This window comes from Stieleria varia (genome assembly GCF_038443385.1).
GTDB classification, from domain to species: domain Bacteria; phylum Planctomycetota; class Planctomycetia; order Pirellulales; family Pirellulaceae; genus Stieleria; species Stieleria varia.
Window position 1 is genome coordinate 8,140,290 of sequence record NZ_CP151726.1, and the last position, 13,817, is coordinate 8,154,106.

The 13,817-nt window shown below is 55.8% G+C and carries 11 protein-coding genes; 3 read left to right on the forward strand and 8 right to left on the reverse strand.

Annotation, left to right across the window (positions count from 1 at the left end):
* Nucleotides 1-73 precede the first annotated feature (73 nt).
* On the forward strand, nt 74-757 hold the full coding sequence (locus Pla52nx_RS27445) for a metal-dependent hydrolase (RefSeq protein ID WP_146522149.1): 684 nt from the start codon (nt 74-76) through the stop codon (nt 755-757).
* Between the two features lie 25 nt (nt 758-782).
* Here Pla52nx_RS27445 and Pla52nx_RS27450 read toward each other — a convergent pair whose 3' ends face one another.
* Nucleotides 783-1,121, reverse strand: coding sequence for a Rieske (2Fe-2S) protein (locus tag Pla52nx_RS27450; protein WP_146522150.1), 339 nt, complete (start codon nt 1,119-1,121; stop codon nt 783-785).
* Nucleotides 1,122-1,257: 136 nt separating this feature from the next.
* Here Pla52nx_RS27450 and Pla52nx_RS27455 point away from each other — a divergent pair, with 136 nt between their 5' ends.
* A complete protein-coding gene (locus Pla52nx_RS27455) occupies nt 1,258-3,093 on the forward strand; it encodes a TIGR03960 family B12-binding radical SAM protein (RefSeq protein WP_146522151.1) in 1,836 nt (611 codons plus the stop codon).
* A gap of 50 nt (nt 3,094-3,143) precedes the next feature.
* On the opposite strand, the gene Pla52nx_RS27460 is transcribed toward Pla52nx_RS27455, so the two are convergent.
* Nucleotides 3,144-4,346: a hypothetical protein gene (locus Pla52nx_RS27460; RefSeq protein ID WP_146522152.1), complete on the reverse strand. Its 1,203-nt coding sequence runs from the start codon at nt 4,344-4,346 to the stop codon at nt 3,144-3,146.
* A 153-nt stretch (nt 4,347-4,499) separates the two neighbouring features.
* On the opposite strand from Pla52nx_RS27460, the gene Pla52nx_RS27465 reads away from it, so the two are divergent.
* Nucleotides 4,500-5,894 carry an arylsulfatase gene (locus tag Pla52nx_RS27465; RefSeq protein WP_146522153.1) on the forward strand — a complete coding sequence of 465 codons (1,395 nt, stop codon included), beginning with the start codon at nt 4,500-4,502 and terminating at the stop codon, nt 5,892-5,894.
* Nucleotides 5,895-6,329: 435 nt separating this feature from the next.
* Here the strand turns inward: Pla52nx_RS27465 and Pla52nx_RS27470 are convergent, their stop codons facing one another.
* From Pla52nx_RS27470 to Pla52nx_RS27495, 6 genes are all read right to left on the reverse strand, one after another.
* The gene (locus tag Pla52nx_RS27470) at nt 6,330-7,370 is read right to left on the reverse strand and encodes a Gfo/Idh/MocA family protein (protein WP_146522154.1); all 1,041 of its coding nucleotides are present in this window, start codon (nt 7,368-7,370) and stop codon (nt 6,330-6,332) included.
* Complete coding sequence (locus Pla52nx_RS27475) at nt 7,363-8,688, reverse strand: Gfo/Idh/MocA family protein (protein WP_146522155.1); 1,326 nt, start codon at nt 8,686-8,688, stop codon at nt 7,363-7,365. The genes Pla52nx_RS27470 and Pla52nx_RS27475 overlap by 8 nt, the downstream gene beginning before the upstream one ends.
* A 90-nt stretch (nt 8,689-8,778) precedes the next feature.
* Nucleotides 8,779-10,623: a heparinase II/III family protein gene (locus Pla52nx_RS27480; protein ID WP_146522156.1), complete on the reverse strand. Its 1,845-nt coding sequence runs from the start codon at nt 10,621-10,623 to the stop codon at nt 8,779-8,781.
* Between the two features lie 51 nt (nt 10,624-10,674).
* On the reverse strand, nt 10,675-12,027 hold the full coding sequence (locus Pla52nx_RS27485; RefSeq protein WP_197454908.1) for a glycosyltransferase family 4 protein: 1,353 nt from the start codon (nt 12,025-12,027) through the stop codon (nt 10,675-10,677).
* 193 nt (nt 12,028-12,220) lie between these two features.
* On the reverse strand, nt 12,221-12,685 hold the full coding sequence (locus tag Pla52nx_RS27490) for a serine O-acetyltransferase (protein WP_146522158.1): 465 nt from the start codon (nt 12,683-12,685) through the stop codon (nt 12,221-12,223).
* Nucleotides 12,682-13,788, reverse strand: a complete 1,107-nt coding sequence (locus Pla52nx_RS27495) for a glycosyltransferase family 4 protein (protein ID WP_146522159.1) — start codon at nt 13,786-13,788, stop codon at nt 12,682-12,684. The genes Pla52nx_RS27490 and Pla52nx_RS27495 overlap by 4 nt, the downstream gene beginning before the upstream one ends.
* Between the last annotated feature and the right edge of the window lie 29 nt (nt 13,789-13,817).

Here is a 13,817-nt window from a genome sequence, read left to right on the forward strand (position 1 = left end):
TCAGGCTAGAAAGCCTGACGTACAGAAACCCAGTCAGGCTAGAAAGCCTGACGTACTCACCCAACGAAGCACGATGACGAAACTCACTTGGCTTTCTCACGCCTCTTGGCTGATCGATACCGGTTCGCATCGCATCCTGCTCGATCCTTTCTTGACCGATAACCCAACGGCCAAGTCCAAGCCGTCCGACTTCACGGACATCAGCCACATCCTGATCTCACACGGACACTTTGATCACGTGGCCGACGCTGCGGCAATCGCCAAAGCGAACGACGCTACCGTGATCGCTGTTTTTGAGATCGCTCAATGGTTCGCCGACACTCATTCCATCCAATCGACCCTCGGAATGAATCTTGGTGGCTCCGCTGACTTGCCATTCGGCACCGTCAAGATGATTCCCGCTCTGCACAGCAGCTCACTGCCCGACGGCAGCGACGCGGGTTGCCCGGCCGGATTCATTCTCACGATCAACGGCAAACGGATTTACTTTGCCTGCGACACCGCACTCTTCAGCGACATGCGTTTGTACGCTCAGGGTGTCGACGTAGCCGTGTTGCCCATCGGCGACCTGTTCACGATGGGAGTGGACGACAGTGTTGCGGCAACCAAACTGATCGAGCCGTCGGTGGTGCTGCCCACACATTATGGAACTTGGCCTCCAATCGCGCAAGACGCACAGGTTTGGGCGGAAAAGATCACCCAGCAAACCGGCGCGACGCCGGTTGTCCTGGATGTCGACGGAACCTACGAAATCTAACAAACCGCATCCGGCAGTTCGACACTCACTCCACATCTCCCTCTTTTTCCACCACCCGTTCACGAACCTTCACGTCATCGCCATCGACCTGCACTTCGAACGAGTCGACCTTGACCCGGGGATTGTCTTCCCAAGTCCCATCGGCAACGCAGAATCGCCATGCGTGCCAGGGGCAAGTCACCGAATTGCCCTCCACGTATCCTTCGGCCAGCGACGCCCCCATGTGAGGGCACAGGTCGTCGATCGCGTACCACTCGCCACTTTCCTGGCGAAATACCGCGACCATTCGACCGTCATACGGCACCGCACGGCCGCGACCGACCTCAAAATCGCTCACTTTCCCGACCACTTCAAAATCACTCACGTTCATATCCTTTAGGCTGACACCGGTTTCCCTTGTGGAAATCGGCTTGTTTCGACCAGAATTGATTTCACCCAATGGTGCAAATTTACCGCACTGCGAAATCTTGCCCACCTGACCAACCACCAAAAGCCTCCGCATGATCAATCACGAACGCCGCCGACTGCTGGAATCACGTATTTGGCCCCACGTTCAAACTCCCGCACAATACGTCGGCGGCGAACGAAACATCGTGGTCAAGGATCATGGACACCTTCGCGGCAAGCTGTGTATCGGATTCCCCGATGCCTACACGATCGGTATGAGCCACCACGGGCTGCAAGTCCTGTACTCGCTGATGAATCGCCGCTCCGACTGGTGTGCCGAACGGGTTTTCGCTCCATGGCCAGACATGGAACAGCAACTCCGCAAACACGACATACCACTCTACAGCCTGGAAACCTTCACCGCCCTGTCGGATTTCGACGTCGTCGGACTGAGCCTGCAGTACGAGATCAGCTCGCCAAACGTGTTAACCATGATCGATCTGGGAGGCATTCCACTGGATGCCGTGGATCGCACGATGGCCGATCCGCTGTTGGTCGCTGGCGGCCCGTGTTGCCAAAACCCGGAACCGATGGCGGACTACTTTGACGTCATGATCACCGGCGATGGAGAACCGGCACTGCCAGTCATCTGCGACCTCTGGATCGAACTCAAAGAAAAATATCGCCGCGCCGATGGCAGCTTTGCCGACGGTGAGACTGGCCGCCAACAGCGTGCCGATGCTTTACTCGTCGTCGCCCAACAAATCGAATACGCCTACGTCCCACGCTTCTACCAATGCGAATACGCCGACGATCGCATCCAATCCCTCACGCCCACACGCGACGACATCCCCAAAACAGTCGCCCCCAGCGTCATCAGCGACTTGGACGGAATCCCCCTACCGACCAAGCCGATCGTTCCCTACATCGAATGTGTTCACGATCGAATCGCATTAGAAATCATGCGTGGATGCCCGCACCTCTGTCGGTTCTGCCAAAGCACGGTGATCAAACGCCCGCTGCGAATCCGCGAAGTCGAAACGATCGTCGACGCCGCTTGGGAAAGCTATCTCAACACGGGCCACAACGAGATCAGCATCCTCTCGCTCTCCAGCAGTGACTACCCGCACTTCGAACCCCTGGTCAAACGACTCCACGAAGTCTTCAAGCCGGTCGGCGTGAACATCAGCGTCCCCAGCCTTCGCGTGAATGATCAACTGCGCTCGTTGCCGCAATTGATCGGTAGCGAACGTCGAAATTCATTGACACTGGCACCCGAAGTCGCCCGCGATGACATGCGGGAACAGATTCGCAAAAAGATCAAGAACAGTGACTTGATCGAAGGCTGCCGGGCCGCGTTCCAAAACGGCTTTGAGAGCGTCAAGCTGTATTTCATGTGCGGCCTGCCCGGCGAACGCGCCGTCGATCTCGATGGCATCGTCGACTTGGCTGAAACGATTGCCACCGTAGGTAAAGAAGTCCGTGGTCGCTACGCACGCGTGACCGCCAGCGTGTCTAACTTCGTCCCCAAAGCTCACACGCCGTACCAGTGGAACGGAATGCAGCGTCGGGAATACTTTCAATGGGCACACAAGTATTTGTGGAGTCGACGCACGATCCGCAGCGTGAACATCAAGTGCCACGACATCGAAACGAGCCTGCTAGAAGGCGTCATCAGCCGAGGCGATCGCCGAACCGGCAAAGCCATCCGACTGGCGTGGGAACGCGGCGCTCGCATGGACGGATGGACCGAATACCTCGATCCGCAACGATGGTGGCAAGCCCTAGCGGACGCCGGAATCAACGTCGATCGTCAAGTCCACGATAGCTATGAAATGATGGACAAGCTGCCCTGGGATCACGTCAACATCAAATTCGGACGCGGCTATCTAGAGAAAGAGCAGGGCAGGGCAACGGTTCAACTGGCCGCCATGGCCAATGCCACCTAGCTGCTGCGGGATCGAATGAAGCTTGCCTCACAACCCGACATGCATGTCCGCTACGCCCCCAGTACCGCGATCTGCTCCACCGCGTTGACGTCGGCGACCTTGGTTTCTGCGCCAGCCGAGTCGAGTCGGTACACGCCGCCACCATCGCTGTACAACACCGCCCCGTCATCCGCTACCGCATACGCCATCACGTGCTTTGCAATCGACTTGGCGGAACCGGTATCGAACGACTCACCAGGCTCGAAACGCACCAACTCCCAATCCCCTGGGACCAGCCGCATGCGTTTCTCTTGCCCCTTCTGCTGAATCGCTTTCTGCGTTTCCAAAACCCTGCCCCACAAGACACGACGCTGCGTTTGCGTCTCGGGTGTCTCCACCAGATGCTCGCTGGTCAACGGTTTGCCGACGAACATCATCGACATGAAATTGGCAAAGAAAAATAGCATCCGCATGAAACGATACGGCAACAAGAAAAAATCCTTCACCGTCGTTTTCAGATCGCCACTCTGCCGCTGCATCGGTGGTTTGTACGGTCGCCGAATCGCGTACAAAGCGCCCTGATGATCCAAACGCGGATTTAAAAAATCGTACGCTTCGTCACTCACCAAATGCTCCACGTCGCCTTCATCAACCGCAATGCGACAGATCTGCCCCGGGCCTCGACCGATCGGGTAGCCTTCGGGCGTACGTCCAACAGCCGTGCTGTGAAAATACAAAAACGCGGTTTCGTCATCACGATGCCACCACGGACACTCGTCACAGGTGTCGCCATCAGTGATCTGCCGTTGATGAGGGCGATCCGTGTGCTTGAGCTTGATGTGGACGGTACCGTCGCCTGCGGCCACCGCGAATGCCAACATGCCGTCCCAGGCATTGGCAACCAAGCCTTGCGGGTCAAAGTCGTTGCTGTGCATCAACCGCGTCTCGAACCCTTTCTCCAAGTCATACGAGAACAATCCGCCAGCGCCAAACACGTTCATCGAATAACACATCGTATTGCCGATGCCACGCGTCACCCCCGTGAATCGCGGAATCGCTTGTGGCCGCGCCGCATTCTGAAACGCACCGAGTCCGGGCATCATGCTGGCATTCAGATCCCAAGCGTCCGTTTCTTGCTTCCAACTGTTGGTCGATCGAGACCGCTGCACTCGCGACTCGGCCTCCTTGGCGAACCGACTCTCATGCGTCGTCGGATCACGATCGCCATCGACCAAATAAACCTTTCCACCGCTCAGCAAAGCCAATTTTGTCATCGTATCGGACGTCGATTCCGTGTTTCCGCTAAGTTACTGTGACATCACCTGAGACCGATCTTAATCGATTGAACCCTGCTCCGGTGCCAGCGACTGGACTAAGATAGAACGTTCCCATCACACATTTCCCAACTCTCAATGACTTGTCAATCGATGCTTCAGAAACTACTTTCCCTGACCGCACTGATCTGCTTGCTCGCCATCCAGGGCTTCAGCCCCGCTGAAGCAGCCGAAAAACCAAACATCATCTACATCCTGCTGGACGACGCGGGCTACGGGGATCTGTCCTGTTACGGACAACAGAAGTTCCAGACACCCAACATCGACCGACTGGCCCAGGAAGGCATCCAGTTCACCGACCACTACTCCGGTAGCACCGTCTGCGCACCGACGCGTTGCTCGCTGATGACCGGCCTGCATACCGGTCACACCTACGTCAGAGGAAACCGCGAAGTCAAACCGGAGGGGCAGGCAGCCATGCCGGCAGATATCGTAACGATCCCTCGCTTGCTACGTAACGCCGGCTACAAAACCGGCGCGTTCGGCAAATGGGGACTCGGCGCACCAGGCTCGCCAAGTGATCCTGCGAATCACTTCGACGTGTTCTATGGATACAACTGCCAACGTGAAGCACACAATTATTACCCGACACACTTGTGGAGCAATTTTGAGCGTGTTGAACTCGACGGCAAGACCTACACCGCACCGCTGATCGCGAACGCAGCAACTCAATTCATCAGGGACAATAAAGACGTTCCGTTCTTTGTTTACTTGCCCGTCACCATTCCGCATGCCGCCATGCACGCGCCCGAGTCCGATGTGGCACCGTTCCGCGATCAGTTTCCTGAGTACGAAAACAAAATCGGAAAGTACGCGGGCACCGAGTTTCGCAACCCCGCCGCAGCCTTTGTCGCGATGATGACGATCCTGGACAACGAAGTCGGTGAGTTGATGACGCTCCTTCAAACACTTGACCTTGACGACAACACCATCGTGATGCTCTCCAGTGACAACGGTCCACACCGCGAAGGAGGTCATGACCCGGTGCTCTTCGACAGCAACGGACCACTTCGAGGTTTCAAACGCGACCTTACCGAAGGCGGCATTCGGGCTCCGATGATCGCCCGATGGCCCGGAAAGATCGCCCCCGGCAGAAAAACGTCACACGCCTCTGCGCACTGGGACGTCCTGCCAACCGTCTGTGAACTGGCCGGCGTGAAGACACCCAACAACATCGATGGCATCTCGTTCGTCAACACCCTGATGGGCAAACCCGACCAGCAACCCCAACACGACTACCTGTACTGGGAATTCTACGAACAAGGCGGAAAACGGGCGGTCCGCTTCGGCAACTGGAAAGCGATCCAGTTGAACCTGAACAAAAATGCGGACAGTCCCGTCGCACTCTACGACCTCAGCCAAGACATCGGCGAAACCAACGACGTCGCATCCGAACATCCCGACTTGGTCGCCAAAGCAAAACGCTTTTTCACCGATGCCCACACACCCAGCGAGTTCTGGAGCTTCGGCACAAAAAAGCAGAAGTAGCCGCACGCTATCGACTTTCCAAGTCGAAAACGAACGCCACCATACGCCCAAACACAAACCATACGCTCTCCGCCGCGACTCCCTACCGCCACCTCCCCCAAGGAACTTGGGGAACGTCGAGCGACGATTGTCGTTCGACTTTCTAAGTCGAAAACAAACGCCACCATACGCCCAAACACAAACCATACGCTCTCCGCCGCGACTCCCTACCGCCACCTCCCCCAAGGAACTTGGGGGAGGTCGAGCAGAGCCTTTTAGGCGAATGCGAGGGAGGGGGCCTGTCTGCCCAAGAATACGTTTGAACGTGGCAAATCGCTTGCCGGGGCACGCTATCGACTTGGAAAGTCGAGCGACAATTGTCGTTCGACTTTCCAAGTCGAAAACGAACGCCACCATACGCCCAAACACAAACCATACGCTCTCCGCCGAGACGCCTTAACGTCGATCAATCTCCGCCGCCGCACCGATTCGAATCGATTCGGTTGCGGCCAAGCACATTGCGACCGACCATCGCCCGTCCTCCGCCGTGCAATGCAACGCGGTGCCGTTCTGAATTGCATCGGCGACGCGAACGATCTGATCCTCCAACTCAAACAACTCACCGGTCGGTTTCTCGATCGGGATCGTTGTGACTTCGTTGCCATCAAACGCCCGCAACGAAAAAGTCGGATGCCGAGTCCGATCCATCGCACCACTCCACGACGCCCACAAAGCACCCTTGGTCCCTGTGATCTTCGCCGTTTGATGATGCTCAAACGCGCTGAGCGTTTGCGTCACCACGGCATAGGCGCCCCCATCAAGATGCATGATCGCGCTGAAATTGTCTTGCAACTCAGGGTGATCCGGCTGCCGAGAATTGGCCGTTGCATAAACCGATTTTGGCTCGCCTGCCGACGCAAGGTACCAGCGTGCCAAGTCAAAGAAGTGGATCGGTTCCTCAAGAATCCAGTTTCCGACGCGATGGATGTCGTACCGCCAACCATCCGCTCCTTGACGATACGGATTTCGAGACAATTCGACGAGACAGTACTGCGGCGTCCCAATGAATCCGTCTTCGATCATCTCCTTGGCCTTGCCCCACATCGATGACAATCGCAGTTCGTGTCCGACGCACAGCAAACGATCCCGTTCCTTGGCCAAATCGATCATCGAATCGCACTCGCCCAGCGAAACACCCATTGGCTTTTCCAACAGCAAGTGCTTTCCAGCGGACAACACCGCCGTGGCGACTTCATGGTGCAGATAGCTGGGCACCACCACATCAACGACGGTGACTTCACCACGAGACAACAGCTCTCGATAGTCGGTGGTCACAAAAGCATCAGGATACATCTCGCGTGCAGCAGCAGCAGACGCATCGCTTCTGGCCGCAATGGCAACCAACTTTGCATTGTCAGCTTTCGCGATCGCATCGGCATGATGTTTTCCCCATGCTCCAAATCCGATCAGTCCGTAGGCAACCTTATTGTCATCCATCAATCTCGTATCCCTTTCGATAACTGCGTTTCATCAATGATGCGGCGACTTCATCCCCGACAATCTGCTCCTGCACGGGGTCCCAGGTGATCTCTCGATGCACTCGCAAACAGATGTTGGCCAAGTGACAGGTGGTCAAAATCCGATGATGCGAATCAATGTCGGAGATAGGAGTTTGGCGAGTCCGCAAACACTGAAAGAAATTGCCCATGTGCGACCCGGGCTCGCCACCGTACAAATCTTGCAACACACCCTCGGGCAGCGGACGTTCCGCCAACTGCGTGACCGGCGTGCCCTCCAAAGTTCCTCGATTGACAAAGAAACGTCCTTGCGTCCCCGTGAACGTGATTCCGTTTCGCGACGAATCAATCAACATTTCAATGTCGTTGTCAAACTGACAAGTGACTGAAAAATTGATCGGCGTGTTGTAGGTGTCATCACGCGTCGGCATTCCATCGACCAGCGTCTGATTCATCTTCGCGGTCCCCGCAACACGCTTGGGGCCACCGTCGGCTTGACCGATCGCCCATTGCGCGATGTCAACGTGATGTGCCCCCCAATCACAAAGCTGCCCGCCTGCGTACTCATACCACCAGCGAAACGTTCGGTGCGTTCGCTCCGGTATGTACTCCGTCAACGGCGCTGGCCCCAACCAACGCTCCCAGTTCAGGGTTGCCGGAGGCGACGACGCGTCAAACGGACCACCTTCCCAGCCCTTATCAAGTCCGATGTGAATCTTCTGCAGGGTCCCGACGCGGCCATCTCGAACCATCGCGATCGCTGTCAAAAAACGATTGTTGTATTCACTCCGCTGCTGCGTCCCCACCTGAAACACTCGCCCGGTTTCCTTGACCACATCGCGGATACGTTTTCCTTCGTCGATCGTCACCGCAACCGGCTTTTCACAGTAAACATCCTTGCCCGCTCGCATGGCTTCGATTGCGATTTTGGCGTGCCAGTGATCGGGCGTTGCGATCAAGACCGCGTCAATGTCTGGCCTTTCTAGCACACGACGATAATCGTCGACCAGTTCACAGCGATCGCCTGTGACATGCTTCTTCGCGTACCGCCCGGCATCCTGATCCAATTCACATATGGCAGCGATATCGCCCAATTCCGCAGCCAGCTTTCCGATCGCGATCCCCCGTCCCTGTCGCTTGGTTTTCGGCTGAAATCCAGCGCCGATCAATCCCAACACCGGCCGATCATTCTTTGCCGAATCGTCGGCCAACACATCACCGTAACAGACGCTCGTGGACGCCAACGCGGTTGCCGCAGTCGCCAAGAATGCGCGGCGGTTCGTCTTTCGATGTTTCATGAATACGATTCGCTAACAAGCCAGGAAGACAGATAAAATCGGATCAGGTGATGGACCATTGTAACCATCTCCAATCCGCGCCGGGGCACCTTAGGATGCCCTTGGAATCTGAACGCAGCGTCCATCTTGCAATCCCAAACGCACAAAATCTCCATCGACCTCAATTCGCTCCACACTCATCACCTCACGGTCTTGATCGCCCCAAGTCAACGTCCAGCCAAGCCAAGCAAATCCCGATGAGGATTGAGACAACTGCAGGACATCGTTTGGATGTCTGACACCAAACTCAGGACAATACCAACCTGTTCCCTTGCCCCACCGATCACTCTCTCGAAGACTGCGAAGACGTACGATGTCTTGGCCGTAAATCAATTCGGCCACCTCGGACGCACCAGAAAGCTCACACCGCCAGCTTGGATGGACATGCAACCGACTGACCAACTGATGCTGCCCACGTGATCGAATCCAGTCCACGACCGTCCACGAGCATCCATCCGCCAAAACCAAGCGTCCTACTTCGCGAACGCCCAAGTGACGATACGCGTCGTGCGTTGCCACACACCAACTTAGCGAGTCTTCTCTGCCGCTTGCGCGCCACGTGATGTGCCCTCGACGCCCCATGCGAAATCGACTCCACAGATCACAGTGATCCACACCATCGACCTGCAATACATTGTGTGCTTCCGTCGCGCGACAATACCGCCGCATCTCAGATGGCTCGTAGTCAAAATTCCCCGAGTCCACCAACAGCGGGCGGCCAGCAACCGAAGCGACTACCTGCAATAAATCCGCGTGCGCATGAGCGGGCAATGAATCACACCCCACGTCGCTGACATCAAAGACAAACTTTTCCCGACCACTGGGGCAATCAACCCAAGGTTCAGCCACCGTCTCCGTGCCATCGAATCTGATCGTCGAGTTTTCTCCTGTCCACTCGAACAACACCGATGGATTTGGAGTCTCGTCCATCGCCGAATCGCCAAACAGCGGAATGCTGCCGTCCGAATGAAGCACATGCTGTAACCACCGGCACATCAACTCGGCTACCGTGACCAATTGACCTCGCATGGGATGCGACGCAAATTCGGTCGCATCGACCAACTCCAGTACGCAAAACAGCATGATGGCATGATACGTCGGCGTGCGTTCAAAATGCTCACCGCTCGGCAAAACCTGCAATCGAATCTCACGCATCAATCGCGACTCGAACCGTGGCAGCGACTTCCCTGAGAGCGTCTCTAAAAAGCAATTCGCAAACACCAACGTCGCCAGGTTTTCCAGCAGATGGTTCCCCCCGAGATCCCACTCAAGATTGCGTGCCAGCCACCGCAACTGGTCGTGAACACTCAACCAAAAAGCAGTCTCGATGTCATCCTCGAGCTCAAACGCCGCAGCGAAACAGATCCAAACACGCAGTCGACGTGAGATGCAAAACGGATGCCAAGCGTTTTCATCTCGATCTGGAAATTGATGCAGCGGATCACTGAGCCAACCGCGCAGCAAATCATTCGCGGCCTCCAAATCATGCTCTGCCAATTCCAACAGGTATTCGTGACACTGCAGATGGAACAACCACAACCGAGGCTCGTCTCCTCGCCAACGAATCGACTGGAGCGACGTCGTATCCTGCTCGGTCAGCCTGACCGACTGATTGAGAAAACAAAACGTGCCTTCGGCCATTTGAGATCCGTCATGGCCGCGATGCGACCAAGCACTCAGTCGCTTTTCAGATAGCCGGGTCAGCGACTCCTTCGCTCCGGCTCGTAGACAGCATGCATCTCTGCCAAGCTGAAAGATCATCCGTTCGGGAAGACGACGACGGACCTTAAGCTGCACGCTCTTCCAAGCCCGTCCAATCAGTTGGCTGGGTTTGTGATAGGCCAGCAGGTTCGACACACGAGCGAGCCGGCGTCCAAAGAACCGTTCGCTCAGCATACCTACTTATTCCATCTCTTTGCGTCGATCGATCTGCGGGAGTCGAGAAAACTACCCAACCTGTTCCGCTTGCGTTTTCGCAGCAACACCAGCCGATGAACTTGACTTCGATCGACGCTCCTCAGGACCGATCGCAGGCAAATCTGCCACAACGGTGGTGACCGGCTGACCGGATGCAACCTCCCGCAACAATGTCAGATAGGTTGCGGCGAGATCGTTTCGGTCGAAGTGCTTCAGTGCAAAACGCCTTGCGTCGCTCCCCATCGCACGCGCCAGCTCGGGATCCTCCGCCAACCGCAAGACGGCATTGAACAACTCGGCATCGTCTTCCGGCTCGACGGCCACACCGCCGCCCGCCATCATCACGATGTCGCGCGCGGGCCCTTTCACGCCCATGATGATCGGTCGTTCCATCGCCATGGTTTCAAAAATCTTGGATGGAATCACCGTCGCAAACAACGCGACATTGCTCAAGTGAACCAAACACGCGTCCGATGTCGCCAACACCTTGGGCATCTGAGGCTTATCCAAATGCCCGGTCATCACGATGAAATCATCCAGCCGAAGCTCTGAAACCGTCTCACGCAATGACGACAGTTTCGCGCCTCCTCCAACGACCATGAACACGACATCGTCACGACCTGCATCGCGTAGACGCTCAGCGGTTCGCACCACGATGTCCAATCCATGCGCCAGCCCCACGGTACCGACATAGGAGCAGATGAACTTGCCCTGCAAGCCATAGGTCTCCACGATGTCCAAACAACGTTCCTCGGGTGTGAACTGCTCTGGGTCCACCCCGTTGGTGATCACTGAAATCCGATCACCCAAGCCAACCTTTTTCATGATGTTGGTTCGGTAACCCGAACCAACGGCGACGATGTGTGATGCGTTTCGATACATCCATCGTTCGATCACCTCCAACGCTCGGATGATCGGTGATCGCCCCATGGCACCAACGGTTAAAATGGATTCCGGCCATATATCGCGAATCTCCAACACCAATGGCCGCCACTTCAACCAGCTCGCCAAGACGCCGGCAACGCCACAAAAAAACTGTGGACTTGTGGCGACGATCACGTTGGGCCGTCTGACAAAGAACACGAAGGCGAACAGAGCGGAAAACATGTAGGACAAGAAATTCAGGATCAAGTCCTTCTTGCCTGGCTTGGGGCGAATGCGGGTCCACACCCGGACCACTTCTATCCCGTCGATCGTTTCTCTAACCGGCCAAAGTCCGTTCGAGTATCCCTCGTAGACCTCTCCATTAGGCACATTGGGCGCACAAGTGATCACCGTGACCTCATGCCCGGCCGCCGCCCACCGCGCGCAATGGTCATGCGTCCGAGATGCCGGCGCATTCCCTTCGGGCGTGAAGTAGTGCGAAAAGAAGACGATTTTCACGGTCTGATTGGCGTGGTCAAGAAAAGTGCGGCCCCAATCGGGCATCGGGATGAGAGCAAAATAGGCTGGGCTTTAGAAGGCTCCATTGTCTTCAATCGCGATCGCCTTCGCACAGAATAAGCGACGAAATGGCCGGTGAAATCCCAAATTCACCAACGTTCAGTCCGATCGCGAAAGCTGTAGCACGCTGCGGCTAAGGAACAATCCCGCTAAGAACCGTTTCCAATTCGTACTGAGTCAGCTCTCGCACGACTTTGGCCGGCGATCCGACGGCCAGTACCCCATCCGGCAAATCGCTCAGAACGACACTGTTTGCACCAATGATGACTCGGCTACCGATGCAAATCGATCCGGAAACCACCGCGCCCGTTGCAATGTAAACATGGTCGCCAATCTTCGGCACGCCCGGCTGACCAGGATTTCGACCCACCGTGACATTGGTGCCAATATGACAATAGTCGCCGATCACACAATCCTTGTGCAACACCACTCCCAGTCCCCAGTATCCGATGACGATCGACTTGCCAAGTGAAGCACTTGACGGAACGAAACCGCCAAAGATCAATCGGTTGATCCAAGTGATCACCCAACCGATTCGCCGCATCCCATGTCGATGAAACCAATTGCCAATCCGGTAGCAAATCACGGTGGGATTCATCTCAACAATTCCCTGAACTGCTGGACTGCATTTTCAAGCGAATTCTCACGCACAGCCCGACGATACGCGTTCTCGGCAAACTGCGATCGCAACGATCGATTACCACATAGCTCAATCACGCGTGCGGCCATCGCCTCATGATCTGCGACATCAACAATGAAGCCGCCGACTTCATCGACAACCATATCGGACACCGCTCCCACATCGGTCGCAACCGTCGGCACCTTCAACGCGATCGTCTCCAGCAATGCATTGGGGAAACCCTCCGCATGCGAACAAAACAAAATCACGTCCAACTCTCGCAAACGCTCTTTCTTGTCGTTGTCTAGCCAACCGCCATACTTGATTGCACCGTCACCGCGTTGTTGAATCAAACGCTGCAACTCGTCCAAATCCGCGCCATCGCCAAACACAATCGCGCGAATCTGCGGGTTCACTTTCCGCAATTGGTCAACCACCTCAACAAAATCCCAAATCCCTTTCGATTTCTCGATCCGATTGTAAAAACCGACCACCGCACCGGTTCCATCGGACGACGACACAGGTTCATCGATGTCCACAAACGCCGACGCTCGCAACCAGTTCTCTAATACGACAAAGCGAGATTCGGCTTCCCCGACTTGGGCGTACATCTCCACATAAAAATCTTTCCAACGCTCACTCTGACAGAGGACGCGCCACGAGCACCGAACAACCAGTCGACCAAATCTGCGCATCCAAGCACGAGATTGCAGTTGGTTCATCAAGTGACCTGATCGTGGGAACAACACCACTCGTTTCCCAAGACAACGTCCCAGGATCGCGATCGTCCCCTTCTCCAAGAAACTGTTTCCATGGCTGGTGAAACAAACGACATAACGCACCCGACTCGTCGTCATCAACCAGAGACTTTTCAGAATTCGAATCACGGATGATGGTGCACGTCGCCAGCCAGACTGATTGCGAATGCTGCTGATCGTCGAATCGACCAACAAGAACTCGTAGTCCTGCTGCAATTCACTCTCGACCAGACTACTGCACGCAAAAGCTAAACCGCCAATCCGATCGTCCTCGGCGGTACGCCTGAACGCTCCGATCACCAACACCTTCTCTTTCTTACTCATGTGGCTGCGGCTACTGAACGATCCTGACC

What these genes read in the sequence shown, in the direction of transcription:
- Pla52nx_RS27445 (WP_146522149.1), top strand. Translation starts at nt 74, where the DNA reads ATGACGAAACTCACTTGGCTTTCTCACGCCTCTTGGCTGATCGATACC.
- Pla52nx_RS27455 (WP_146522151.1), top strand. Translation starts at nt 1,258, where the DNA reads ATGATCAATCACGAACGCCGCCGACTGCTGGAATCACGTATTTGGCCC.
- Pla52nx_RS27460 (WP_146522152.1), bottom strand. Translation starts at nt 4,346, where the DNA reads ATGACAAAATTGGCTTTGCTGAGCGGTGGAAAGGTTTATTTGGTCGAT.
- Pla52nx_RS27465 (WP_146522153.1), top strand. Translation starts at nt 4,500, where the DNA reads ATGCTTCAGAAACTACTTTCCCTGACCGCACTGATCTGCTTGCTCGCC.
- Pla52nx_RS27470 (WP_146522154.1), bottom strand. Translation starts at nt 7,370, where the DNA reads ATGGATGACAATAAGGTTGCCTACGGACTGATCGGATTTGGAGCATGG.
- Pla52nx_RS27475 (WP_146522155.1), bottom strand. Translation starts at nt 8,688, where the DNA reads ATGAAACATCGAAAGACGAACCGCCGCGCATTCTTGGCGACTGCGGCA.
- Pla52nx_RS27480 (WP_146522156.1), bottom strand. Translation starts at nt 10,623, where the DNA reads ATGCTGAGCGAACGGTTCTTTGGACGCCGGCTCGCTCGTGTGTCGAAC.
- Pla52nx_RS27490 (WP_146522158.1), bottom strand. Translation starts at nt 12,685, where the DNA reads ATGAATCCCACCGTGATTTGCTACCGGATTGGCAATTGGTTTCATCGA.
- Pla52nx_RS27495 (WP_146522159.1), bottom strand. Translation starts at nt 13,788, where the DNA reads ATGAGTAAGAAAGAGAAGGTGTTGGTGATCGGAGCGTTCAGGCGTACC.